General features: G+C 70.1%; 22 protein-coding genes, 8 pseudogenes and 1 riboswitch. Of the genes and pseudogenes, 6 read left to right on the top strand and 24 right to left on the bottom strand.

Annotation, left to right across the window (positions count from 1 at the left end; genetic code table 11):
• Window positions 1–48 precede the first annotated feature (48 nt).
• Window positions 49–420, bottom strand: coding sequence for an Lrp/AsnC family transcriptional regulator (locus F1643_RS03930; RefSeq protein ID WP_370540458.1), 372 nt, complete (start codon window positions 418–420; stop codon window positions 49–51).
• Window positions 317–589 carry an Lrp/AsnC family transcriptional regulator gene (locus F1643_RS24360; protein WP_370540457.1) on the bottom strand — a complete coding sequence of 91 codons (273 nt, stop codon included), beginning with the start codon at window positions 587–589 and terminating at the stop codon, window positions 317–319. The genes F1643_RS03930 and F1643_RS24360 overlap by 104 nt, the downstream gene beginning before the upstream one ends.
• A gap of 108 nt (window positions 590–697) precedes the next feature.
• On the opposite strand from F1643_RS24360, the gene F1643_RS24355 reads away from it, so the two are divergent.
• On the top strand, window positions 698–1,294 hold the full coding sequence (locus tag F1643_RS24355) for a hypothetical protein (protein ID WP_370540456.1): 597 nt from the start codon (window positions 698–700) through the stop codon (window positions 1,292–1,294).
• A complete protein-coding gene (locus tag F1643_RS22135; protein ID WP_370540455.1) occupies window positions 1,221–1,922 on the top strand; it encodes a pyridoxal-phosphate dependent enzyme in 702 nt (233 codons plus the stop codon). The genes F1643_RS24355 and F1643_RS22135 overlap by 74 nt, the downstream gene beginning before the upstream one ends.
• A gap of 55 nt (window positions 1,923–1,977) precedes the next feature.
• Here the strand turns inward: F1643_RS22135 and F1643_RS22130 are convergent, their stop codons facing one another.
• Window positions 1,978–2,205: a hypothetical protein gene (locus tag F1643_RS22130; RefSeq protein ID WP_255542378.1), complete on the bottom strand. Its 228-nt coding sequence runs from the start codon at window positions 2,203–2,205 to the stop codon at window positions 1,978–1,980.
• A 2-nt stretch (window positions 2,206–2,207) separates the two neighbouring features.
• Here F1643_RS22130 and F1643_RS22125 point away from each other — a divergent pair.
• The 3 pseudogenes from F1643_RS22125 to F1643_RS03915 all read left to right on the top strand — a co-directional run.
• A pseudogene (locus tag F1643_RS22125) lies at window positions 2,208–2,969 on the top strand (M20/M25/M40 family metallo-hydrolase); the annotation flags it as partial.
• 197 nt (window positions 2,970–3,166) lie between these two features.
• Window positions 3,167–3,671 (top strand): annotated as a pseudogene (locus F1643_RS24350) (ISL3 family transposase); the annotation flags it as partial.
• Window positions 3,632–3,824 (top strand): annotated as a pseudogene (locus tag F1643_RS03915) (transposase domain-containing protein); the annotation flags it as partial. The pseudogenes F1643_RS24350 and F1643_RS03915, both read left to right, overlap by 40 nt.
• 26 nt (window positions 3,825–3,850) lie before the next feature.
• Here F1643_RS03915 and F1643_RS24345 read toward each other — a convergent pair.
• The 11 genes and pseudogenes from F1643_RS24345 to F1643_RS22090 all read right to left on the bottom strand — a co-directional run bounded on the left by F1643_RS24345 (window position 3,851) and on the right by F1643_RS22090 (window position 9,327).
• A complete protein-coding gene (locus tag F1643_RS24345; protein ID WP_370540454.1) occupies window positions 3,851–4,195 on the bottom strand; it encodes a hypothetical protein in 345 nt (114 codons plus the stop codon).
• Window positions 4,196–4,266: 71 nt separating this feature from the next.
• A complete protein-coding gene (locus F1643_RS22115) occupies window positions 4,267–4,566 on the bottom strand; it encodes a hypothetical protein (RefSeq protein ID WP_255542377.1) in 300 nt (99 codons plus the stop codon).
• Window positions 4,536–5,378, bottom strand: a complete 843-nt coding sequence (locus F1643_RS03905) for an MFS transporter (RefSeq protein WP_370540453.1) — start codon at window positions 5,376–5,378, stop codon at window positions 4,536–4,538. The genes F1643_RS22115 and F1643_RS03905 overlap by 31 nt, the downstream gene beginning before the upstream one ends.
• Before the next feature lie 265 nt (window positions 5,379–5,643).
• Window positions 5,644–5,943, bottom strand: a complete 300-nt coding sequence (locus tag F1643_RS21560; RefSeq protein ID WP_206692310.1) for a hypothetical protein — start codon at window positions 5,941–5,943, stop codon at window positions 5,644–5,646.
• A 24-nt stretch (window positions 5,944–5,967) separates the two neighbouring features.
• A pseudogene (locus F1643_RS24340) lies at window positions 5,968–6,297 on the bottom strand (VOC family protein); the annotation flags it as partial.
• A gap of 103 nt (window positions 6,298–6,400) precedes the next feature.
• Window positions 6,401–7,567, bottom strand: a pseudogene (locus F1643_RS21555) (flavin monoamine oxidase family protein); the annotation flags it as partial.
• A gap of 51 nt (window positions 7,568–7,618) precedes the next feature.
• The gene (locus tag F1643_RS22110; RefSeq protein WP_255542376.1) at window positions 7,619–7,744 is read right to left on the bottom strand and encodes a hypothetical protein; all 126 of its coding nucleotides are present in this window, start codon (window positions 7,742–7,744) and stop codon (window positions 7,619–7,621) included.
• A 293-nt stretch (window positions 7,745–8,037) separates the two neighbouring features.
• Window positions 8,038–8,210: pseudogene (locus tag F1643_RS24220) on the bottom strand (cupin domain-containing protein); the annotation flags it as partial.
• 79 nt (window positions 8,211–8,289) lie between these two features.
• Entirely contained in the window at window positions 8,290–8,553 is a 264-nt protein-coding gene (locus F1643_RS22100) for a hypothetical protein (protein ID WP_255542374.1), read from the bottom strand.
• Between the two features lie 58 nt (window positions 8,554–8,611).
• Window positions 8,612–9,007: pseudogene (locus F1643_RS22095) on the bottom strand (zinc-binding dehydrogenase); the annotation flags it as partial.
• The gene (locus F1643_RS22090; protein ID WP_255542373.1) at window positions 8,947–9,327 is read right to left on the bottom strand and encodes an alcohol dehydrogenase catalytic domain-containing protein; all 381 of its coding nucleotides are present in this window, start codon (window positions 9,325–9,327) and stop codon (window positions 8,947–8,949) included. The pseudogene F1643_RS22095 and the gene F1643_RS22090, both read right to left, overlap by 61 nt.
• Window positions 9,328–9,503: 176 nt before the next feature.
• Between F1643_RS22090 and F1643_RS03880 the strand changes: the two genes are divergently transcribed.
• Window positions 9,504–10,394 carry a LysR family transcriptional regulator gene (locus F1643_RS03880; protein ID WP_206692307.1) on the top strand — a complete coding sequence of 297 codons (891 nt, stop codon included), beginning with the start codon at window positions 9,504–9,506 and terminating at the stop codon, window positions 10,392–10,394.
• Between the two features lie 262 nt (window positions 10,395–10,656).
• Here F1643_RS03880 and F1643_RS03875 read toward each other — a convergent pair.
• The 10 genes and pseudogenes from F1643_RS03875 to cobN all read right to left on the bottom strand — a co-directional run bounded on the left by F1643_RS03875 (window position 10,657) and on the right by cobN (window position 22,660).
• Window positions 10,657–11,475 (bottom strand): annotated as a pseudogene (locus F1643_RS03875) (IS6 family transposase).
• 119 nt (window positions 11,476–11,594) lie between these two features.
• The gene (locus F1643_RS03870; RefSeq protein WP_255542372.1) at window positions 11,595–13,700 is read right to left on the bottom strand and encodes a TonB-dependent siderophore receptor; all 2,106 of its coding nucleotides are present in this window, start codon (window positions 13,698–13,700) and stop codon (window positions 11,595–11,597) included.
• Window positions 13,701–13,905: 205 nt separating this feature from the next.
• Window positions 13,906–14,691 carry a ferredoxin gene (locus tag F1643_RS03865; RefSeq protein ID WP_194910913.1) on the bottom strand — a complete coding sequence of 262 codons (786 nt, stop codon included), beginning with the start codon at window positions 14,689–14,691 and terminating at the stop codon, window positions 13,906–13,908.
• Window positions 14,692–14,705: 14 nt separating this feature from the next.
• Window positions 14,706–15,464, bottom strand: a complete 759-nt coding sequence (locus F1643_RS03860; RefSeq protein ID WP_370540452.1) for a FecCD family ABC transporter permease — start codon at window positions 15,462–15,464, stop codon at window positions 14,706–14,708.
• Window positions 15,461–15,733 carry an iron ABC transporter permease gene (locus F1643_RS22085; protein WP_255542371.1) on the bottom strand — a complete coding sequence of 91 codons (273 nt, stop codon included), beginning with the start codon at window positions 15,731–15,733 and terminating at the stop codon, window positions 15,461–15,463. Before F1643_RS22085 ends, F1643_RS03860 begins: the two co-directional genes overlap by 4 nt.
• Entirely contained in the window at window positions 15,730–16,704 is a 975-nt protein-coding gene (locus F1643_RS03855) for an ABC transporter substrate-binding protein (RefSeq protein ID WP_194910910.1), read from the bottom strand. Before F1643_RS03855 ends, F1643_RS22085 begins: the two co-directional genes overlap by 4 nt.
• Window positions 16,701–17,576 carry an ABC transporter ATP-binding protein gene (locus tag F1643_RS03850; protein ID WP_194910908.1) on the bottom strand — a complete coding sequence of 292 codons (876 nt, stop codon included), beginning with the start codon at window positions 17,574–17,576 and terminating at the stop codon, window positions 16,701–16,703. Before F1643_RS03850 ends, F1643_RS03855 begins: the two co-directional genes overlap by 4 nt.
• Window positions 17,577–17,698: 122 nt before the next feature.
• Window positions 17,699–17,917: riboswitch (cobalamin riboswitch) on the bottom strand.
• A 107-nt stretch (window positions 17,918–18,024) separates the two neighbouring features.
• The gene (locus F1643_RS03845) at window positions 18,025–18,351 is read right to left on the bottom strand and encodes a DUF2149 domain-containing protein (protein ID WP_137106439.1); all 327 of its coding nucleotides are present in this window, start codon (window positions 18,349–18,351) and stop codon (window positions 18,025–18,027) included.
• On the bottom strand, window positions 18,351–18,839 hold the full coding sequence (locus F1643_RS03840) for a MotA/TolQ/ExbB proton channel family protein (protein ID WP_137106440.1): 489 nt from the start codon (window positions 18,837–18,839) through the stop codon (window positions 18,351–18,353). Before F1643_RS03840 ends, F1643_RS03845 begins: the two co-directional genes overlap by 1 nt.
• Window positions 18,836–22,660 (bottom strand): cobaltochelatase subunit CobN, encoded by a 3,825-nt coding sequence (gene cobN, locus F1643_RS03835; protein WP_206692304.1) that lies wholly within the window; start codon window positions 22,658–22,660, stop codon window positions 18,836–18,838. Before cobN ends, F1643_RS03840 begins: the two co-directional genes overlap by 4 nt.
• Window positions 22,661–22,678: the final 18 nt, after the last annotated feature.

The following is a 22,678-nucleotide window of genomic DNA, read 5'->3' as shown; positions in this document are numbered from 1 at the left end:
GAGAACGGCCATCCTGCCTGGGCGGCGGCGTCGCCGACGCGGCTTGATTCAGGAAAGCCGCGCCGGGTGGTGGCCGGGACCTGAGCTTGGGTCGGCATCAGGTGGAGACCAAGACGAGAGCCCCACCTTGACGCGGTCCATCGCGACGAAGGTGCGGAACCTCTTCACGTTCGGGTTCCCGAAGAACAGCCGGCGGGTGACGGCCTCGTACTCACCCATGCTGCCGACCGTCAGCACGAGGAGGAAATCCGTGTCGCCGGCGACGTAGTAGCATTGCTGCACCTCCGGTGCCGCGACGAAGCTGGCCTTCGCGGCGTCAAGCAGGTCGACCCGCTCGCTTTCCACGTCGACCGCCACCAGAACCGTGAGCGGGCGCCCGACGCAGGCCGGGTCGACAATGGCCACATTGGCTTGGATCACCCCCATCCTCCTCCATGCGCCGGATTCGGCGTTGGACGGCGGCCGCCGACAGGTTGACCGCCTCGCCGATCGTGCGCTGCGGCGTGGTGTTGTCGCGCTCCAGGATGTACAGGATGGCAAGATCGAACCCGTCCAGTCCGGCCGCCGGCGATCCTGTGCGGCGCCCCATGAAACCCTCCCTCAAACGATACAAACTTGCATTTCCCGCCTCCAGTTAGCGCGCCTGTCTCGCTGGCAATGCAATAACTTTGCAGCACCTCAGCCATGACAAACGGCCATGCTCCTCCTCAACCGCCACCCTGCTCACCGCAAGCCCCTAATTCCTGCCCACGCCGCTCTGCTCGGCGCCCCTGCGGCCAATGAGGTCGAGCGCTTCCTGGCGCATCGCCCGAACCATGCGCCGACCCCTTTGCACGGGCTTCCGGCGCTCGCGGACGAGCTGCGCGTCGGCTCGATCCACATCAAGGATGAAGGGCAGCGCCTGGGCCTTGGCAGCTTCAAGGCGCTGGGCGGCTCCTACGCGGTCATCCGCCTCGTGCTCGAACAGGCCACCCGCCGTCTCGGCCGGCCGGTGGACATCGGCGACCTGCACGCGCCCGAGGTGCGGGCGGTTGCCGGCGGGGATGACCGTCGCCTGTGCCACCGACGGCAACCACGGCCGTCAGTCGCCCAGGGCGCCCAGCTCGTCGGCGCCCGCGCGGTGATCTTCGCCCATTCCGGTGTCAGCGATGGACGGGTGGCGGCGATCGCCCGGTACGGGCGCCGAGATCGTTCGGGTTCGGGGCACCTACGACGACAGCGTGGCGGAAGCTTCGCGCGTCTGTGCGGAGACGGGCTGGATCACCGTATCGGACACCTCCTGGCCGGGCTATGAGCGCATTCCCGGCCTCGTCATGCAGGGTTACACCGCGCTGATCCGCGAGGCCCTGCGCAGCATGCCCGCGCCGCCCACCCATGTGTTCCTGCAGGCCGGCGTCGGAGGCTTCGCCGCGGCGGTCGCCGGACATCTGGCCGTCCTGTTCGGCGAGGAGCGCCCGGCCGTCGTCGTTGTCGAGCCGGCCCGGGCTGCCTGCCTGTTCGACAGTGCGAAGGCGGGCCGGCCGCTGCGCATCGACCATGGCGAACCGACGGTCATGGCGATGCTCGAATGCTACGAGCCGTCGCTGGTCGCATGGCGTATCCTGTCCAGGGCCGCCGATGCCTTCATGACGGTGGACGAGGAGGACGCGGTCGGGATCATGAACCGCCTCGCGCGTCCAAACGGGAACGACCCGGCGATCGTCGCCGGCGAGAGCGGCGGGGTCGGATTGGCCGGGCTCCTGGCCGTCGCCCGGGACGCCGGTGCCCGCGAGACACTCGGCCTCGATCACCGGTCCGCGTGCTGGCGATCAACACCGAGGGGGCCGACCGATCCGGGGCGCTACCGCCAGTTGGTCGGCCTCGACCCAGCCGACGGACCGTTGCCGCACACCCTGCCCGCAAGCGAAGGAGACCACCGGTGAACACACGGTCCGTGAACACGCTGTCGATCGATGCCGGACGGCTGCTTGGTCGCCTTCAGGAGTTGGGCCGGATCGGCCACGACGAACAGGGCCGCCTTGCCCGGGTGGCCGCGACCGACGCCGACAAGGCGGGACGCGACCGGCTGGTCGGCTGGATGAAGGAGGCCGGGCTGGAGATCGCCGTCGACCGGATCGGCAACGTCTTCGGCATCTGGGCGGGGGCGGCCGATCCCCGTCCCGTCATGGTCGGCTCCCACATCGACACGGTCGTCAACGCCGGCATCTATGACGGCACCTATGGCGTCCCTGGCCGGGCTTGCGGTGATCGAGACGCTTCAAGCCGCAGGATTCGTGCCGCGGCGGCCGATCGTCGTCGTCGCCTTCACCAACGAGGAAGGGGCCCGCTACGCACCCGACATGATGGGGTCGCTCGTCTATGCTGGCGGCCTGGGCGTCGAGGAGGCTCTGGCGACCGTCGGCACCGATGGCAGCGTTCTCGGCGAGGAGTTGGCGCGCATCGGCTATGCCGGCGACCGGGAGCCCGGGTTCCTCAAGCCTCACGCCTATGTGGAACTGCACATCGAACAGGGCCCCATCCTGGAGCAGGTGGGTCTTCCAATCGGCGCGGTGGAGACCCTGCAGGGCATCTCCTGGCAGCGCGTGAACGATCAAAGGCACGGCCAACCACGCGGGCACCACACCGATGTCGATGCGCCGGGACGCCGGACAGGCGGCCGCCCGCGTCATGACCTTCCTACGCGACCATGTGACCACTCACACGCGCAATCCGTGGCGACGGTCGGCTGCCTGCGTCTGGAGCCCGACGTCATCAACGTGATCCCGTCGCGTGCGACCTTCACCGTCGACTTGCGCGATCCCGACGAGAGCCGGCTGCGGGACGCGGAAGCCGCGCTCGCCCGCTTCCTCGACGAGCTGTCCGTCGAGGAGCAGGTGCGGATCTCGGTCGAACGGCTGGCGCGCTTCGAGCCGGTCCTCTTCGACGAGGCTCTGGTCGAACAGATCGAGGAGGCCGCGAGCCGACGGGGCCTGCCCTCGCGGCGGATGACCTCGGGGGCTGGCCACGATGCGCAGATGATCGCCCGCATCGCGGCCCTCGGCGATGATCTTCGTGCCGAGCCATCAGGGGATCAGCCACAACCCCCGCGAACATACCGAACCGCAGGATCTGGCTGCCGGAGCGGATGTGCTGCTGGACGTCGTCATGCAACTCTGCGCTGCGCCCTGATTGGCTGCGTGAGATTCTCACTGGTCATCATCGGGATCTGCGGGCGGCGGCCAAGCTGGCCATCGCTCCCGTCGACGAAACCGGACAAGAGGCGCCCGCACCGCAGCCCAATGAGGGTGGCAAAACCACCGACCCGTCGTGAACAGCGGAGCGCCGGCATCCAAGCCGCCCGCCAACCCCGTTTCGAGGAGGTCGTCGCGCTGGACGCTCGCGGCTGGTCGCAAACCCGCATCGGCCAGACGCTCGGCCTCGACCGCAAGACGGTGCGGGTATGGCTGCGGTCCGGGCAGCCACCTCCCTGGCGCCAACCGGCCAAGGGCAGCCAGGTCGATCCGTTCCTCGGCCATCTGCGTCGGCGCTGGGACGAAGGGTGCCACAACGCCGCCCGACCCTGGCGGGAGATCAAGGCCCTCGGCTTCACCGGTCAGCGGACCACGGTCCGGGACTGGGCACGACCTCTGCGACAGACCATTCCGGGCAGCGGGCGGCGATCCTCTACGGCTTGATTGCCACGGCCAAGATGAACGACGTCGATCCCCAGGCATGGCTCGCCAACGTCCTCGCCCGCATCGCCGACATCCCACAGACCCGGCTCCACGAATTGCTCCCCTGGAAACTGGCCGCGGGCGGCGGAGATGAAGGAGGCTGCCGCATGACGTCCCCGCGTCGCTCCGCCGGACCATCAGAAGCCGAAAAGGCCGCCATCATCGCGGCCTGCCAGAACTTCATCGACAAGGTGCTGAAGCCCCGCTTCCTGCCGATCATCCGCCCGACCGCGTTCAACTATCCGATCGACATCTCGGGCAAATGGCGCGGGAACCGCTATCGCTTCCTGCAACGCTATCGATCCGGCTTTCCCGAGAACCTCGGCGAAGAGTTCGACAGCCCATCCACCCGCCTCGACTGGAGGGGCCGCGACCGCTTCGACATCCAATGGTTCCGCCATACCGGAACGTGGCACTGCCTCTATCGTGACGTGTCGCTGGCCGAAGCCCTGAAAATCCTGGAAACCGACGGGATCTTGCATCCCCTATAGCACAATCTCCGCGGCGCTCACCGGAGCGATACGCTGAGGCCCGCGTCGGTAGGGCGCCAGCTTCAGCCAACTTGGCGTGCGGGGCGAAGGACCGCTGTGGCGGCGAGAGCGGCCAACGCCACCGCGAGGGGAAGGAACGACACCCAGAGGACGGTGTTCCAACCGTATGCCGTCAGCAGGCCGCCGGAGGCGAAGGAGCCGACAGCCATCGTCCCGAACACGATGAAGTCGTTGAGCGACTGGACCCGCGTCTTCTCCTCGGGGCGGTGGCACTCCAGCACGAGGGCCGACGCACCCAGGAAACCGAAGTTCCAGCCGACGCCCAGCAGGATCAGGCTGACCCAGAAATGCGCCACATCCATCCCGGCCAACCCGACCGCCGAGGCGCGGCGATCAGCGCCAACCCGGCGGTCGCCATGCGGGGAGCGCCGAAGCGGGTGATCAGCCGCCCGGTGAAGAAGCTGGGGGCGTACATTGCGATCACGTGCCACTGCAGGCCGAGATTCGCGGTCTCCTGCGGCAGGCCGCACAGCCGCATCGCCAGGGGGGCGGCCGTCATGAGGAAGTTCATCAGCAGATAAGACACCAGCCCGCAGATGACGGCAGTGATGAAGCAGGGCTGCGGCGCGATGGCGCCGAGCGGACGGCCGCCAGCGACCTCCGCTGCGCTCGACATCGGAAGCTGGACCCCAACCAGGACGAGGGCGGACACGGCAGCCACGGCGGCCTGCGCCAGATAGGTGGCCGCGAACAGGTGCGGTGGCCACAGGGTCATCGTGTGGATGACGAGCTGCGGACCGATGACCCCGGCGAACACCCCGCCCGCCATCACGGCGGACATGGCGCGTGGCCGGCGCTCCGGCGGGGCGCAATCGGCGGCGGCGAAGCGGAAGGAGAGCACCACGGCAGCGTAGGCCCCACCGAAGATCATCGCTGCGCAGAACAGCCAGAAGGAGCCCAGCACGACGCCGAGGGCGGACAGCAGGCCGACGAGCACACCGCATCCCGTTCCCGCCATAAAGGCGGCGCGGCGGCCGTGGCGCCGGGCGATGGCGCCGGCCGGCAGCGTGCACAGCGCCATCCCCACGACGAAGATGGAGATCGGCAGCGTCGCCAAAGCCGGGTCGGGCGCCAGTGTGTTGCCGACGATGGCGCCCGTCGCGTAGATGACCACCGCGTTCGCGCCGGCGAGCGCCTGCGCGACGGCAAGGCGCAGGACGTTGCCGCGCTCGTGGGCATGCGGGCGCGCGGGCGCAGTGGCCGTGTCGGGGGCCGGCTTCGAGTGATGACATTGCGGTTCTCTGATTTCGCCTGGAGGTCGGCCTCCGACGGAGGCCGACGAGCCGAAGGCTGTCTTGTTGGTGAAGGATCACGAGCGGAAATGGCGGCGGTTCACGACGGCCTGACGGCCGCGCCTGAGCTTTGTCCTCAGGCCCCTGCTACCGCGTCCCGGCTGTGCCGAACTGGATCGCCACGCCAAACGCCTCGGCCGTCCAACCGTCACGGCATCGCCGTCGGTCCGGAACGGCATGTTCCCGGCGCCGGAGACGCTCCGCCACGGCGGCCGGATCGGCGGTGGCAACCCGGTAGCTCGTGCCGCCGGACGCGCCCGCCCCCGAGGCGACGATCAGCCGGCCGCCGCCGCGGAGCGGAAAGACGAGGCCCCGCTCACCGCCGGGCCTGCCGACGCTGCCGGTGAAGCCGGCGAGGAAATCCGCGTGCTCCGACGGGTCGGGCACCTCCAGGGTCACCGATCCGACATCGAGGGCGCCGTTCGGGTGCTGCTGGAAGGCGGGGTTCCAGAAGTTTTCGGGATGATGCTGCTGACAGACGAAGAAGGCGGTGTCGGGCAGGCGCGGGTCGAGCGCGAAGGCCAAGGAGAAGGCGACCACGGTTTCGCGGCCGTCGGGCCGGCGGCCCTTGCGCTCGAAGTGGAAGGGCTCGAACCGGCCGATCCCCGTCCGCAAGAACGCCGCCGCATCGGCCGGCGCGTCGGTGCTGTCGAGCACGACCATGGCCAGCCCCTCGCGCCTCTCCAGGCGGTCGCGCACGAAGGCGCCGAAGCTGAAGCGGCCGGGCGCGTGCGGCGGGATCCGCGCGCCGTCGCCGATGGTGATCAGTTCCAGGAAGGACGATCGGGAACTGGATCAGCCGGTTCTCGGTGCCCCAGGGATGGCGGTTGCGGGCGCCCACCTGGAAGCCGAGCCCTTCGTAGACGGCGGCGGCCCGGTCGAGGTCGTGGACGGCCAGCACGAGATGGTCGATCCGTCGGTGCGAAAACGTCATGCCCCTGCTCCCGTCTGGTCCTGCAAGCGCCGGCTCACCACCGCCACGGCCCGTTCGGACGCCTCCACGGCGCCCGCGAGATAGCCGGCTTCGCGCGGGCTTGACCTCGCTGCCCGCCAGCGTCAGCCGATCCCGCCACGGGCCCTGTACCCAGGTCTCGGCCGGCGTGGGGTGGCCGGCGGACAGCGGATCGGCCTCCGTCGCGGTCAGGGGATCTGCGGCCCAGTCCTTCCACAGTGTAGCGCGCGGGCCGGCCGCCTCCGGTCCGAAGATGCGGGCGAACTGCGCGAGGCACGCCTTGGTCAGCGCCGTCTCCCCCATGCGGGCGCGCTCGGCCGCAGCGACGCCGAGGAAGCCGAAGAGCGCCGCCTGCCCCGAGGCGGTGGTGGCGTCATGGATCTCCGGCATCGGCCCGACCATGCTCTGCGCCGTGCCGGAAAAGCCGGCCGCGCGCCAGAACGGACGATCGTAGAGGGCGAAGAATTTGGCGTGGGGCGCCATCCAGGTCGGCGTCTCCCGCCAGAGTCCCCGCGTCTCCGGCGGCAGGTCGGGAGAAAACCGCAGGGTGCGTTCCAGCAGGCGCGGCGGCAGGGCGGCGACAACCTGTCCGGCGCGCATGGTCTCGTCACGGCCGTCGGCGAGGCGCAGCGACAGCTCGACGCCATCCTCGCGGAGCCGCAGGGCCGTGACCCGGGCGCCGGTCCGGAGCCGGTCGGGCGGGATCGCCGCCGCCAGAGCCCGGATCAGCGCGGCGGAACCGCCGGCGAGGCGCAGCGACCGCGGCTCCTGGTCGAGGCCGGGGAGGCGATGGGGCGGTTCGCGCGACATCCGCTCGAACACCACGTCGCCCTCGCCATGCTGGGCGAAGCTCGGCAGACCCAGCTCGGCGACCAGCGCCCCGATGGCGGGCTGCATCTCCGGCCAGAACCAGGAGGGGCCGAGATCGAAGCCGTCCGTGTCCGGCTCGCCCGCCGCGTTCACAGTCAGGATGCGGCCGCCGAGCCGGTCCCGCGCCTCGTAGAGCCAAACATCGACACCGGCCCGGTGCAGCAGACGCGCCGCGTTGAGCCCGGCCAAAACCGCCCGCCGAGGATGGCGACCTCTGTCTCCGTCATGTCGGCTGTCTCCTCAGCGGCGTTCGGGCATCGGCAGGATGTCGGGGTGCTGCAGCGGCGCGTCTTTGATCCACAGGCGGGCGCCCTCCGGTCCGATGCTGGCGGTGAAATCCTGCCCGCCGGGAGCCGGCACCAGCATTGCGGCGCGAGCGTTTCGCCGCCATGGACGAGGCGGCCGGACACCACAAGCAGTTCAAGACCGCGCCGGTTCGGGACCGTCACCGCCGCGCCGGGCCTCCAATCCTCGATCACGACCCGCTCGGCGCTGTCGCTGAAGAGCAGCCGCGACGCCATCACCCCGTCGTGCAGCGGCGCCGCTTCGCCCTCGCCGGGCTGTTGGACGATTGGCGTGCGGTCGCCCTCGCGGAACTGCCAGAGCCGCACGAAGATCGTGCAGCCGTCCGCCGCGGCGGGGCGGTGGCTCGTGCCGGGCGGGTTGCGGACATAGGTCCCGACGGGATAATCGCCGTGCTCGTCCTGAAAAATGCCGCCGAGCACGAGGAACTCCTCGCCCCCGGAATGGACATGGCGGGAAAGGCGCTGCCCTTGGCATAGCGGACGATCGAAGTGGCGCGGGCCACCTCCCCGCCCTCGCGGTAGAGCATCCGGCGCTCGACGCCGACGACCGGGCTCGGCACCCAGTCGTGGGTCCCGGCCTGAACGGTGACGGGCCGGCTCAGATCGTCATTGAGGCGCAACGGATCCTCCCATGGTCAGCACCATCCGGAACGTCACCGCGCCGGACAGCATCCGGTGGACGGCCTCGTTGGCCCGTTCCAGCGGCAGGGTCTCGATCCGCGGGCGGGCGCCGGTCAGCACGCTGAAATCGAGCGTCCGCTCGCTGTCGTAGGGCGAGCCGGTGATCGAGCCGACGACGGACCGTTCGCCGCTCACCAGCGGCGCCGTCGCCACGGCCAGCGGGTCCTTGCCGATGCCGAGCAGCACCAAGCCGCCCCTCCGGCGCCAGCCCCGGCATCACCGACGCGACCACGCCCGTGTCGCCGATGGTCGAAAGCAGCGCCTTGGCACCCCCGAGTGCGGTCAGCACCGCGGCGGCGTCCTCGCGCTCCGTGTCGACATAGCGGTGCGCGCCGAGATCCAGCGCGTCGGCCGCGATATCCGCGCCGCGGCCGATGGCGATCACGCGGAAGCCCATCCGGCGCGCGTACTGCAGCGCCATGTGGCCGAGGCCGCCGATGCCGAGCACGGCGACCGTATCGCCCGGTCCGGCGCCCGAGGCCTTCAGCCCGTTGAAGGTGGCGAGTCCCGCGCAGAGGATCGGCGCGGCCTCCGCCAAAGAGAGGTCGTCGGGGATGGAGACGAGGCCGGTGGCGCGCGCGGTCATCCTCTCGGCATAGCCGCCGTCGCGGGTCGAGCCCATGACCGGCTGCTGCCGGCACAGGTGGAACTTGCCCTGGCGACACTCCCGGCAGTTGCCGCAGTGCCCGCCGAAGCGGCCGACGCGACACGCTGGCCGACGCTCCAGATCGCCGGCACTTGTGGCCCGAGGGCCATGATCCGCCCGACCACTTCGTGACCGGGAACCCGGCGCAGCGCCGGATCGGCCCTCTCGATGTCGCCACGGTCGGCGCCGCAGACGCCGCAGGCCTCGACCGCAATCAGCACCTCGCCCGTTTCCGGAACCGGGACGGGCCGCTCGACAAGCGCGAGTGGCCCGGAGCGGTGATCGCCATCGCGCGATGGGTTGCCGTCATCGTCCATGCCCTCCGAGAGCGTTCAGGCCCGCCGTCAGCCGCGCGATTGCTTCGTCGAGACGGAAATTGGAGGCGGTGCTCATTCTGATCTCCGGTCTGGTCACGGGGCGCGTTGACCTCGTCCTATCAGACGGTCATCATAAACAAAAATGCGATGATCTTATCGAACCATGAATGATTTGCATGATGCTTGATCGCCATCACCTCGTCATCCTGCGCGAAGTCAGCCGCGCCGGCAGCGTCACGGCGGCGGCGGAGCGGATGAACCTGAGCCAGCCGGCCATAAGCCACGCCATCGCCAAGCTCGAGGCGCAGCATGGGGTCGGCGTCTGGCGCAAGACGGGGCGCACCCTGCAACTGACCCAGGCGGGAGCGTACCTGCTGGCACTCGCCGAACGGCTGGTGCCCGAGTTCGAGCATGCCGAGCGCGTGCTGGCGGACATGGCGCGCGGCCGCCGGGGGGCGCTCCGGATCGGGATGGAGTGCCATCCTTGCGAGACGTGGCTGATGCGGGTCACCGGCCCGTTCCTCGTCGAGTGGCCGGACGTCGACCTGGAGGTCCGCACCGCCTTCCGTTTCGACGGCATCGCCGCGCTTCAGGCGCACGAGATCGACCTGTTGGTCACGCCCGATCCAGTGCACGCGCCCGACCTGCGCTTCCAACCTGTGTTCGACTATGAGTTGGTGCTGGCCGTTCCCCGCGCGCACCGGTTGGCCGGGCGCGCCTTCATCGAGCCCGCCGACCTCATCGACGAGAGCCTGCTGAGCGTGCCGGTCACACCGGACCGGCTGGACATCTACACGCGTTTCCTGATCCCCGCCGGCTGCCGGCCGCGCCGCCACGTCGGCATCGAGACGACCGAACTGATGCTCCAGCTCGTGGCGGCGGGGCGCGGGGTGAGCGTGCTGCCCGACTGGCTGCTGCAGGAGGAGGGCGCGGGCATGCCGATCGCTGCGTTGCGGATCGGGCCGGCGGGACTTCCCAAGAGCATCAACCTCGGCCTGCGCGCCACCGACGTGGAAACTGATTACCTCAGGGGCTTCATCGAGCTTGCGGGTCGAATCAGGCACTGACTCCAGACAAGCCTTCCAGGCCGCCGGGTGCTTCCCGCCCCGCTGCTTCGGTTAGGTGCCTGGCGGCTGCGGCGGACAGCTTGCGAAGCAGAGCCCGGCGTTCACGGGCACGGAGTTTTTCCGGCAACGGTCCATGAGCCTCCAGAACCTGCCGGACCGTATCCAGGATGTGTGGACTGATTGTCAGGAAAGGGGGGTTCCGTCAGGTGTCGCGCCACGCCTGAGCTGACGATGCAGGGGCCCCGGAGGCGGACAGCGTGAATTACGCGACAGCAAGCATGTCGCGCAGGGCAGCGACCCTCTGGACATGGATCGCCCGTCGGCGCGCTGCTGGGACGTGCTGCTTGCGCCGGGTCGACGGGCGCAGGAAGTTGCGCACCTCGTCGTAAGCCCGGCAGAACCGAGCAGCACTGCCTGAGGACTTGAAGCCGCGCATCGGCCGGGTGCGGCCTTTCACTCCGCGGTGATCTTGCTCCAAATGGTTGTTTTTGTATTTCGAAGTGCGGTGCTCGACATCCTCACCGAACACTTCCTAAACGGCCGGCGGGTAGCCGGAGTGCTTGTCGGAGGTGATGGTCTCGGGGAGGATCCCGGTCACCTTGATCGCTGAGCGGAAGAATGCTCTGGCCGCGACTTGGTCGCGCGTTGGGCTGAGAAAAACGTCCACCAAGTTGCCATCACTGTCGATGGCCCGGTACAAGTCCTGCCACTGGCCGGCGACCTTGAGGTAGGTCTCGTCCACGTACCAGCTCCGGCCGATCTTGCCCTTCCGGCGCTGACGCAGAGCCTCCGTGAGCAACGGCGCCAGCTTGGCTTCCCAGTCCCGCACCGCCTCATGGGAGAAGACCAGTCCGCGCAACAGCAGGATCTCGGCGAGATCGCGCAAGCTCAGCTTCAGGCGCAGCCGCCACAGCACGATCAGGAACACCACGTCGGAGGGCAGCTGCAGGCGGTTCAGCACCGAGCCGGTGCGTTCATTGAACCCGCGCCGGCACTCCCGGCAGCGGAAGCGGCGATACCCGTGCGCCGTCCGATCCGAACGCTCGGTCGTGCTTGCCGACTGGCAGTGTGGGCAACGCATCCGTCTCCTCCTCGCTGAGAGGGGAGATCTGGGGAATGGCCAAGCTCCCGGCAACGTGGCGCGACACCTGACGGAAACCGCTCTCCGCGCCTACCGTCAAACTTTGCAACGGAACCCTGTCAGAAGATCATGGAGAAGGCCAGTTCGGCCGAGCGCGGACGGCCCAATACCCAGCTTGTCGTTCCACCGGCCACCGCGTAGACCTCGTCGAACAGGTTGACGGCGCGCAGGCTGAGCTTGGTGTTGTCGGTGGGCCGGTAATCCAGGCCGGCGTTGACCACCGTATAGGCGGACCGCGTGACGGTGTTGGCGGCGTCGGCGTAGGTCTTGCCGACATATTGCACGCCGATCCGCGCCTCCCAACCCGGCAGGAAGGCCCAACTCGCCCAGGCATTGGCGGTGCGCTCCGGCACGCCGGTCGGCACGTTGCCGGCGTAGGACACCGCGCGACCCGACACCGTCTGGGAAAAGTCGTCGTACTTCGCCCGCAGCAGCGCGCCGTTCACGTCCACCCGCACCCCCTCCCACAGGCCGAGCGACAGCGACGCCTCCAATCCCCGCGACGACTGCTGGCCGACCTGGATGGTGACCCCCGGCTGATTGGGATCGGTGGTGAGCAGCTTATCCTTGACGATGTGGTAGGCGGCGAGTGTCCATTCGCCGCGTCCCTCCAGGAAGGACTGCTTGACGCCGACCTCGATCTGGCGACCGGTGGACATCTCGAAGTCCTTCTGGGCCGGTGACAGCGAGATCAGGTTGCCGACCGGATCGACCGCCGTGGCGTACTGTCCATAAAGGGCGAGGCCGGGAACCACATCGTAGACCGCGCCGGCCCGCCAGCTGGTGGCGTGGAAATCCTTGTCGAAGCTGGTGCCGGCGACGGGGTCCTCGCGGTGGATCGACGGCGCGTCGTAACGCAACCCGCCGACCAATGCCAGCTGGTCGGTCACCGACAGGCGATCCTCAAGGAACAGCGCGTACTGGTCGGTCTTCGACCGCAGCCGCGGCCTCGTGCCGGCGAGGTTGACGAACAGGCCGGGCGACGGGTCGAAGGGATCGACGCTGCTGGTCCCGCCATAGGGCGAGTTGCTGCTGTTCTGAAAGTTGATGCGGTTGACGTCGAAGCCGCCGACCAGTTCGTTCTTCATGCCGAACAGGCGGCTGCGCCACGTCGCGTCGAAGCGGTCGCCGACCTGCCGCTGGTCATGGTAGATCTCGATGTAGCTGCTGCGGTTGACCCGCCGCGTTGTGGCGTTCCAGGCGTAGCTCTCCACGTTCTTCCAATGCCGGTGGCTGGTCAGGTGATAGGCGGTGTTGCGCAGGGTGAGCGCGTCGGACACCGTCCATTCGGCCTTGAGCTGGGTCCAGTTGTCGCGGTAGCGGATCGCGCTGTCGTCCACGTTGAAATTGCGGTGCCGCAGCGCCCGATCGAGGTTGCCGTTGAGCAGGGGGGTCCCGAAATACTCCTGCGGCTGCTGGTCGCCGTAATCGTTGGAGAGGGTGACGGAGACGTCCGGCGTGGCCCGGAACGCCACCGCCCCGGACAGCGCGAGGTTCTTCGTCTCACCCCGGTCGACCCAGCCGTTGGACCGGTTGCCGCTCACGTCCAGGCGGTAGGACAGCGTCTCGCTCAACGGCCCGCCGCTGCCGAAGGCGGCCCGGCGCTGGGCGTCGGTGCCGATGGCGACCATGGCTTCGTTGCGGAAATCGGCGGTCGGACGCTTGGGCACCACGTTGACGACGCCGCCGATCGCACCCTCGCCGTAGAGGACGGAGGACGGACCGCGCAGCACCTCGATGCGCTCCGCCGACCAGGTATCGAAGGGGAAGGTGACGGTGCCCGATCCGACGTAGAGCCGCGTGCCGTCGTAGAGCTGCATCACCGAGCCGTGGCCGGAGAAACCGCGCGTCGCGAGCGACGAGCCGCCGTTGCCGGGTGCTGCCAGCGAAGTGAAGCCGGTGGCGTTCTGGGTGACGGCCTCGGTCACGCTGGTCTGCCCACGGTCGCGGATGGTCTGGCCGGAGATCACCTCGACGCTGGCCGGCGTTTCCAGGGGGGTGAGGCCCAGGCGGCTGCCCCCGGTGCTCGGAACGTCGAGCGCAAGCCCGGCGGGGGCGGAGGCCGGACGCTCGCCGGTGACGGTGACGGGAGGCAGCGTCACCGGCGCTTCAGCGTCCTCCGCGAGGGCCGCGCCCGGACCGAAGGAGGCCGACAGCAGGAGCAATGGCGCCAAAGACCTTGGGCGGAGGCGTTCGAGACGGACGGGAAACGCGGGCATGGATACTCTCCGACAGGATTGTTTCAGGACGAGCGGCAGCGTTCCGCGAAACGGGCGCGTTCCGCGGTGGCCGGGTGAAAGGGGATTCAGGCGATCGGGTCGGGCCGGCGCGGTTTCAGAGACCGGAGGCGGGCCGGACGGTCAGGCGGTGTCAGCCCATGGCCGGCTCCTCCGGCGGCGGGTTGCGGTGCAGAACATCCTCCATGGATGGGCGCCCGGCCAGAAGATGGCCGAGGACGATGCGGTCGATCCGCTCCGGCGTCAGGTCGCCGTACCAGACCCCGTCGGGCTGGACGACCAGCAACGGCCCGCGGTTGCACGGGTAGAGGCAACTCGTCCGTGCGCACAGTACCCGGCGCGGTCCGGCGTTCAGGGCGCGCTGCCCTTTCATCGCGTCGCGCAGACGCTGGTACAGCGCGTCGGCGCCGCGGTGCAGGCAACGCGCGCCGACGCAGACGAAGACCTGCCGGCCATGCTCGGGGATGGCCGACCAGCCGGGCTTGCCCAGGCTGGGCTCCGTCTCACGCACGTCAGCCAGCGTGTCCACCGGTCCGGCGGCGATGCGGTCGAGGGCGGCGGGCAAGTCCAGCGCGCTTTCCACCGGTGGCGCCAGACGGACTGTCATCCGGGCGCCCGACGCGCCGGCCCAATGGCTGAGCGCGCCCGGCAGCCACGCCGACAGGCTGGGGTCGGCGGGCACCATGCTGGGGATCACCAGCGCCTCCGTCGCACCGCCCTGCTCCAGATCCGCCAGCACCGCCGGGAGAGCGGGACCGGACAGGTCGGCGTGAGCGGTCCTCACCGTCACCGCCGCGCCGCGGGCAGCGTGGAGATCGGCGAGGGCCGCGGCGAGGGCCTTCAACGCCTGTCCATGGTCGAAGGATGCGCGTCCGTAGAGGACGATGGCGCGTGGGGGAACAGGATGGGATGACGTCATGGCGTGGTCCTCCGTCAGGCCGCCGGGCGGCGGCGCATGAGCCACAGGAAGAAGGCGCCGCCGACGAGCGCGGTAACGACGCCGACGGGAATCTCGCGGGGGGCGAACAAGGTACGGGCGGCGACATCCACCCAGAGCAGGAGCAGCGCGCCGCCCAGCGCGGCCACCGGCAGCAGCGCCCGCAGATGGCCGCCCACCAGCATCCGGGCGATGTGGGGCAGCACCAGCCCGACGAAGCCGATGCCGCCGCAGGCCGACACCAGCGCCCCGGTCATCAGCGCGGTGACCACGAACAGCTCCAGCCGTAGGCGGCCCGGATCGTTGCCGAGCGAGCGGGCCGCGTCGTCTCCCAGCGCCAGGGTGTTGACGGTCTCGGCGCGCAGCCACAGCCAGAGCAGCCCGGCGACGGTCAGCCCGGCGGGAATGGGCAGGACGCTCCAGCGCGCGGTGCCGAAGCCGCCCATCATCCAGAACAGCGCGGAATCGGCGCCGCGATCCGTTCCCGTGACGATCAGGGCGTTGGTGACGGCGCTCAGGATGAAGGCGACCGCGACGCCGGTCAGGACCAGCCGCTCGCTGGTCACCACCCCGTCGCGCCCGCGCGCCGCCGCGAAGACGGCCAGCATGGCGGCCAGCGCACCCAGGAAGGCGGCAACCGGCAGTCCGACCGCCCCCGCGACCGTCCCGGCGTAGAGGATCACCACCACCGCCCCCACCGAGGCGCCTGCCGAGACGCCGAACAGATAGGGGTCGGCCAGCGGATTGCGCGTCACCACCTGAAGCACGGCGCCGACGGCCGCCAGTCCCGCCCGGCCAGGGCGCCCAGCAGCACGCGCGGCAGCCGCAGCTCCCAGACGATGTTGCGCTCGGCCCGGCTGGCGTCGGGAGGCGGGGCCAGCGACGGCCACAGCTCGTGCGCGATCACCGCCCAGACCTTGGGGATCGGAATGCCGGCGGCACCGAAACCGACGGCGGCGACCGTGGACAGGGCCAGGACGGCGGCCAGGAGCACGGACAGGCGCAGCAGGTGCGATCGGCTCATGGAGCGAACCGTTCCGGGTGAAGGGTCCGCGCCATCCGTTCCAGCGCATCGACGTTGCGGGTGGAGGGCGTCTGCTCGGCGTAGGTCAGCACGATGAACTGGCGCTTGCGCACCGCTTCGACATCGGCCAATTGCGGGGCCTCGGTCAGGTGGCGGATGGCCGCCTCGGCGGGGACGCGATGGTCGCTGACGATGATCCATTGCGGGTCGCGCCGCACCATCTCCTCCCAACTCACCCGGACGTAGCTGTTGGGAATGTCGTCGAAGATGTTGCGTCCGCCGGCCAGTTCCATCAGCAGGCTGGTCATCCCCTCGCGCCCCACCGACAACGGCGCGCCGTCGGTGTGGCACTGGTCGCAGTACATCACGCGGGGGCGTTCCGCGACCGTGCCGGTGCGGTCGGTCACGGCGGCGACGCGGCGGCGGAAATCCACGACCATGGCCCCGGCGCGGTCCGCGATGCCGAAGATGTCTCCGAGCGCCGACAGGTCGGCGTAGAGCGTGTCCATGCTGATCGGTTCGCGGGGACCGACGCGGATGCAGCTTTCGCGCAGCGTGTAGGTGGCGACCCCTATCTCCGCCAGCCGGGCCGGGGTGAGGCCGCGCGCCTCGCTGAAGCCGTAGCTCCAGCCGGCGAACAGGAAGTCGGGGTCGGCGGACAGCACCGCCTCCAGGGTCGGGGACCGGTCGGGCAGCCGGGGCAGCGCGGCCACCACGCCGGGCGGAGCGATCAGGCGGTGCTCGGCCCCCTCGATTCCGGAGACGGCGACCAGCCGGTCGGCCAAGCCAAGGTCCAGCATGGTCTGCGTCATGTTGGTGTCGTGGACCATCGGCCGTTTGGGAGGTGCGGCGAAGCGGGCCGTCTCGAAGCAGTTGGCGACCTCGACCGGATGGTCCTGGGCATGGGCGCCGCCGATCCCGGTCGCCAGGGCGAGAATCGGGGCGAGGCCGCGGAGGCAAAACGGGATCATGGGCGGTCCGATCCGCGGTCGGTAAGGGGTGACAGGTCGATGCGCAGACGGCCGTCGCCGGGGCGGCGGTCCACCGTGGCGGCGACGCGGTAGACGGCGGTCAATCGCTCCGGAGTCAGGGCCTTCTCCGGCACGGCGTCGGCCTGGAGGCACCCGTCCTTCATCAGCAGGACCCGGTCGCACCAGCGCGCCGCCAGTTCGATGTCGTGCAGAGTCGCCACCACCGTGATGCCGAGCGCGCGCACGAGGTCGAGCACGGCGAAGCGGTGGTGGACGTCCAGATGGTTGGTCGGTTCGTCGAGCAGCAGGATGCGCGGGCGCTGCGCCAGGGCGCGGGCGATCATGACCCGCTGGCGCTCGCCACCCGACAGGTGCTCGACCGGCCGCTCCGCCAAGGCGTGCAGATCCAGCCGGGACAACGCATCCTCGACGATGTCCCGGTCGTCGGCCCCGGCCCCGGCGAACGCGGAGCGGCGATGGACCAGCCGCCCCATGGCGACCACGTGGCGCACGGTGAAGCCCAGCGCAGCGGCGGCATCCTGCGCCTGAAGCGCCAGCCGGCGGGCAAGCTCCGCCGGACGCAAGGTTTGCGGATCGTCGCCCTCGACGCGGATGCGTCCCGCCGAAGGGGCCTGCAACCCGGCGAGGCAGCGCAGCAGCGTGGTCTTGCCGGACCCGTTCGGCCCAAGGATGCCGACAAAGGAACCGTCCGGAACGGCAAAGGCGATGTCCGACAGCACGGTGCGGTTGCCCAGACGGCAGTGCAGGCCCTCGACCTCGATGGCCGGATGGGACTGCGCGCGGACGGGCCGTGATTCCGCCAAGGCGGGCGCGCTCGGAAGGAGCGTCGTCTGAACAGTCGGTTGCGCCATCCTTGCTTCCTGCGATTGCGGGCAGGGAAAGCAGGCGGACGTCTTGCGGAACACACGCCGCATCCGGAACGGACTTCGGCCACGCGCACGGCAAGCGCTCCACCGGGACACCCCGCCCGAGGACGTTTCGTTGTGGTGCTGGCAGGTCTCCTGGCTTGCGGGTCGCCGCCGTTCCGTCCGGCCTTCCCGGCGCCGGAGGCGCCAGTGGCGGATAACGACGGAACGGCTCACCGCTCACAGTTGCGGGGGCAGCCCCGGCCTCGCCGCGGGACGCGGCTCACCGGGTTCCCTCTTAGCTTCCGGCGAAGATCGCCGGAAGAACCAGAACCGGGACCATTCATGGGCGACCGCAGCACGTCGGTCAAGCTTCGTGAACGAAAGACTTTGGGAGAAAGCCGGTTCGCCGATGACGGAAGCCTGAGTGCACCGGCCCGATGACGGGGTCCGGTCACGGCGTGCCCGGAGCGGCCGTTTCGGGCACGTAGATCAAGCGACCGTCCGGCAGACGGTAGGTCGTTCCCGCCCGGATTCCCTTGCCCTCCCCGATGGCGCCGGTCGATTCATAACGGGTCAGTTCCTGTCCATCCTTCACCGTGATGCGCATGTCGGCTTCGCCGGGATTCTCCACCACGACGGCCTTGGTGGATGAGAACGGGTTCAGCGGGTTGCGCACGATGACGATCATCAGGATGCCGATGACCACCAGGAACAGGTCGATCAGGTTGACCACCGACAGGATCGGATCGTCGGCGTCGTCATGGTCGAGAAAGCGCATCAGCCGGCTCCTCCGGCTTCGGCCAGGGACCGCTCGACCGCCCGCAGATCCTCCAGCAGCCAGCGGCGGCGGAAGGTCAGGATGAAGAAGGCGATGCTGGCCGCGACCAGCGCCAGGATCACCGCGGAGAAGGCCACCGTCAGGTTCTCGCCGATGCCCTGGGCGTCGTTGCGGGTCAGGGCCAGCAGGGCCGGCCCCATGGGGATCATCGTCGCCACCAGCCCCAGCATCGGCGCGCTGCGGGCCACCACCCGCAGCCACTCCAGCCGCTTCATGATCCACAGCTCCAGATCGTCGCTTCCGCTTCCCGTGCGGTGGCGGTACGCGATCAGCGGCGAGCGGTGGTCCCCGCGGCGGCGCTGCCACGCCTCCACCGCGAAGGCCCCCAGCGCCCACAAGCTGTAGGCCAGCGACGCCAGGATCAGCAGCAGGACGGGCAGCAGGAACAGGCGGGCGATGTCGTAGAGCCCGCTTTCCAAGATGGTCATGTCAAAGTCCTCGAAGAAGAGAGGCGGCGGTTGACGCCGGCCTGCCGGGCGGCTCCGCCCAGCACGAAAAGGAAGAGAAAGGCCAGCCCGGCCCACACGCGCCACGCCGCCGGATCGTCCCCGCCGTCCGCCGGGACCGGCGTCATCACCGGCCCCTGGACGGTTTCGGAAACCGCTTCAGACGCCGCGGCTTCGGCGGGAGGGGTGGGAACGGACGGCTCGGGTGCCGGGGCATAGCCGGCAGCCATGGCCTCCATGAACACCGTCGTTGCCGGTGCCCCGGTGCTCACCCCGTGGTCGCGCACCAGGGCCTGCCAGCGTTCGGCCAGGTCGCGGCGGGTCTGCTCGTCGGCGTCCCAATAGCCCTTGCGGATCGCCTCGGCCATCCGCTCGATCACCTGCGCCTGGGCCGTAGGGTTGTACTTCTCGAACCAGCCGTCGAGGCCGAGATTGCGGCGGTCGCGGATGTAGGTGTCGTGGACCGCCTGCCACTGGTCGGCCCGCACCGTCTCCGGCGCGGTCACCTGCCAGCCCCACAGGTTGTTGACCGTCTTCACGATCTCGGTGGTGCCGGCGTAGCCCTCCGCCTGCATGGCGCCGATCCAGTGCGGGTTGAGGTACCGCACGCGCAGTTCGTCGGCCAGGAAGCGGGCGGCCCCGGTGACGCGCGCCTGCGCCTCGCGCAGGTCGGCGATATAGAGTGACGGGCTTTCACCGTCGAGGCGCCGCACCGCCAGCGCCAGCCCGCCCAGATACTCGAAGGGATGGTCGGTGGACAGCACCCCGTGCAGCCGCGAGGAGCGGGCGAGCACCGCCGCCTGGACGCCGCGCAGATTCTCGGCGAGGAGGTTCCCGGCGTCCGGGGGCAGCCGCGAGCCCCACTCCCGCGCACCGTAGGCGTATTGCAGCCGGTTGAGGAAGGCGTCGGCCAGCGCGGTGTCGTGATTCCAATGGGTGGAATCGAGCACCGCATCCGGCAGGCCGCTGCCGTAATCGCCCGGCTCGTTGCCGAACAGCCGCAGCCCGGCCAGTTCCTGTGCCCGTTCAGGCGCCACGCCCAGTCCGATCAGGCTCCGCGCCGTCTCCGCGCTGTGGCGCGCCACGGCGTTGCCCGGCTCGTCCAGCCGGGCCAGACGGTCGATGGTCCCGGCCAGCAGGCGCATGAAGCCGTCGAACTGGTCGCGGTAGACGCTGGTTACCTGAAGCACGACGTCGATGCGCGGACGTCCCAGTTCGGTGGCAGGAACGATCTCCAGCGCCGTGACCCGGCCCCCGCCGTCCCACACCGGGCGCAGGCCCAGCGCATGGAGCACTTGGCTTTCCAGAACGCCGAGATGGCGCATCGCCTCCGACGACCACAGCGAAACGGCAATCTTTTCCGGCGCCGCTCCGTCGTGCTCGGCCCGGTAGCTGTCGATCAGCTTGGCCAAGGCGTCGGCGCCGGCCTCGTAGGCCGCGCGGGTCGGGATCTTGTCCGACTCGAAGGCGGCGATGTTGCGCCCGCTCGGCACATCGGGGTTGCGCACCGGATCGCCGCCCGGTCCGGCACGCACGAAGCCGCCGGACAGCCCGGCCAGCAGCGCTTCCAACTCCTGAGGGTCGGCCAGATGGCGGTCGAGCGCCGCGGCCCGCTCCAGCAGGGCGCGCAATTCCGGCTCGGCGATGCCGTCCAGCGGAACGCCGTCCCGCAGATGGCGGTGCAGCAGGCGGTAGGGTTCCGTTTCCTTGAGGACGGTGAAGTCCTCGGCGAAAACCTCCTGCGGGTCGAGGCCGAGGCGGCGGTAGAAGGGTTCGCCAAGCTGCTGCATCACTGTGGCAAGGCGGTGCTCGGGGGCCGCCGGATCGCCGAACCCGTGCAGCCCGAGCGGCATGGCGTGGCGGGCCAGCTCGTGCAAATGATCGTGGAGCACGGCGAGGAAGCCGGGGAAATCGGCATCCATGCGCCCTTCGTCCCAGTCCAGATCACCGGCGATTCCCGCAGCGGTGGCGGCGGCACGGATGCGCCTGGCGGTGCGGTCGCGGGTGGCGCCGTCGTCGAGCGGGCCGTACTCGTGGACCAGCGCGTGAAGATCGCGCAGTTCGTCGTACAGCCCCGCGGGCGCGAAGGCCGGGGTCTGGTGGCTGACGGTGACGGCGCGGCCCCGCCGCCGGGCCTGGATCGCCTCGCCGATGTTGTCCTGAATGTAGGGGTAGAAGACCGGCAAAGCCCCCACCGCCAATAGCGGGAAATCCTGCGCCCACAGGCCGCGATCCTTGCCCGGCGTCCATTCCTGGGTGCCGTGGGTCCCGAAATGGATCAGCGCGTGGGCCGCCACCGCGTCCCGCAGGAAGAGGTAGGTGGCGAGGTAGTAATGGTCCGGCGGCACCTTGACGTCGTGGTGGGCGTGGCCCGGTTTCCCGGCGCGCGGCGGCTGAGGCAGCAGCGTCAGCTTGCCCAGAGAAAGGCGCGGAATGACGAAGCGCGCCTCGCCGTCGATGGTGCGGACCGCCCAATGATCCTCCGGCTGCCCCCATCGCCCGGTCACGCCGTCGCGGACCGCTTCGGGCAAGCCCGCGAACCACGCAGCGTAGCGGGCGACCGGAAAGCCCTCGGCCAGCCCATCGGCCAGCAGCCGGTCGAGCGTCTCCGGCCGGTAGAGGCCGCCAAGCATCGCCTGCCCCGCCTCGATCAGCCGGGCCTCGGCGGTCGGCGGCACGTCGTAGCCGGCGGTGGCGAGCGCGCCGGTCAGCCGCTCCAGGCTGCGCGGAACGTTGAGGTTGGAGGCCGACAAGTTCTTTTCACCGGGCGGATAGTTCCACACCATGACCGCCAGCCGTTTGTCGGCGTTGGCGGTGTGGCGCAACGCGGCCAGCGCCGCCGCCTTGTCGAGCAGGGCCGTCACCTGTTCCGGAATGGGCACCGCCTCGCCGTTCTCCACCGCCTCGATCACCAGCGGGTCGCTCATCCCCCAGCCTTCCGGCGCCGCCAGGAAGGGCGCCACCAGATGGGCGGCGATGCCTCCGGGATTGCTTCGCCACGCCTCCGGCCCGCCGTCGCGATAGCCGAGGGTTTGCAGGACCGGAATGCCGAGCGCCTCGAACTCGGCACGGCGGGCGGGACCGTTCTGCATGTGGTGCAGGTTGACCAGCACCGCCGCCCCGGCGGGCTCCGATGAGGCGGGCTCCAGCAGGCTGCGCAGAGCCTGCGGGTCGGCGGCGTCGAACCAGACGACCATCGGCACCAGCCCGCGCGCCTCGGTTCCCGCCACCAGCGCGTCGATCACCTGCGTCTGCATGGACGACAGGCTGCTCGCGTGGATGGCGAAGGCGACGCGCGGCGCATCGGCGGGCCAGCGGGCGGCGCCCCAGGCCAGATAATCCCCGGTCCGCGCGAATGGGGCGGGAGCGGCCGGATGGTAGACGCCGCTCTTCGGCAGCGTCTCCGCCGGAGCCACGGCGCCGACCTCCCCGCCCGTGCGCCACGCCCGGATGTAGGCGGCCATCCGGCGCAGGTTCGCCTCTCCGCCGTTGGCGTAGTAGGCGATCAGCCGCCGCGCGTGTTCCGGCGCCATGCGGTCGAAGGCGGGCGGGCCGCCGCCGACCTGAACCCAGGGCACGCCCGTGTCGGACAGCGCGGTGCCCAGCCGCTGCCGCACCATGGCGAGATCGCCCGGACGCGGCGTGTCGAGGATGACCAGATCGGCCCCGGCGAGCCACGCCGCCGGTTCGCCGGGCGCGGTGTCGGCGCGGACGCTGTCCAGCGTCACCCCGGCCTCGTCGGCAAACCGGGCGATCCGGTCGAGCTTGCCGGGCAGGACGAAGCCGTTGGTGACGATCCGCACCTGCGGGCGCGGCTGGCC

This window comes from Azospirillum sp. INR13 (assembly GCF_015390205.1).
GTDB lineage: Bacteria > Pseudomonadota > Alphaproteobacteria > Azospirillales > Azospirillaceae > Azospirillum.
This window is presented reverse-complemented; position numbering and strand designations above follow the sequence as displayed.

Coding starts and splice junctions, on each gene's coding strand:
- F1643_RS22115 (WP_255542377.1), bottom strand. CDS start 4,566: ATGGATGTGGCGCATTTCTGGGTCAGCCTGATCCTGCTGGGCGTCGGC.
- F1643_RS03855 (WP_194910910.1), bottom strand. CDS start 16,704: ATGATCCCGTTTTGCCTCCGCGGCCTCGCCCCGATTCTCGCCCTGGCG.
- F1643_RS24355 (WP_370540456.1), top strand. CDS start 698: ATGCTCCTCCTCAACCGCCACCCTGCTCACCGCAAGCCCCTAATTCCT.
- F1643_RS24360 (WP_370540457.1), bottom strand. CDS start 589: ATGGGGCGCCGCACAGGATCGCCGGCGGCCGGACTGGACGGGTTCGAT.
- F1643_RS22130 (WP_255542378.1), bottom strand. CDS start 2,205: ATGCCGGCGTTGACGACCGTGTCGATGTGGGAGCCGACCATGACGGGA.
- F1643_RS22085 (WP_255542371.1), bottom strand. CDS start 15,733: ATGAGCCGATCGCACCTGCTGCGCCTGTCCGTGCTCCTGGCCGCCGTC.
- F1643_RS03880 (WP_206692307.1), top strand. CDS start 9,504: ATGATGCTTGATCGCCATCACCTCGTCATCCTGCGCGAAGTCAGCCGC.
- F1643_RS03850 (WP_194910908.1), bottom strand. CDS start 17,576: ATGGCGCAACCGACTGTTCAGACGACGCTCCTTCCGAGCGCGCCCGCC.
- F1643_RS22110 (WP_255542376.1), bottom strand. CDS start 7,744: ATGCTGGTGCCGGCTCCCGGCGGGCAGGATTTCACCGCCAGCATCGGA.
- F1643_RS03865 (WP_194910913.1), bottom strand. CDS start 14,691: ATGACGTCATCCCATCCTGTTCCCCCACGCGCCATCGTCCTCTACGGA.
- F1643_RS03845 (WP_137106439.1), bottom strand. CDS start 18,351: ATGCGCTTTCTCGACCATGACGACGCCGACGATCCGATCCTGTCGGTG.
- F1643_RS22090 (WP_255542373.1), bottom strand. CDS start 9,327: ATGGACGATGACGGCAACCCATCGCGCGATGGCGATCACCGCTCCGGG.
- F1643_RS03840 (WP_137106440.1), bottom strand. CDS start 18,839: ATGACCATCTTGGAAAGCGGGCTCTACGACATCGCCCGCCTGTTCCTG.
- F1643_RS24345 (WP_370540454.1), bottom strand. CDS start 4,195: ATGCAAGATCCCGTCGGTTTCCAGGATTTTCAGGGCTTCGGCCAGCGA.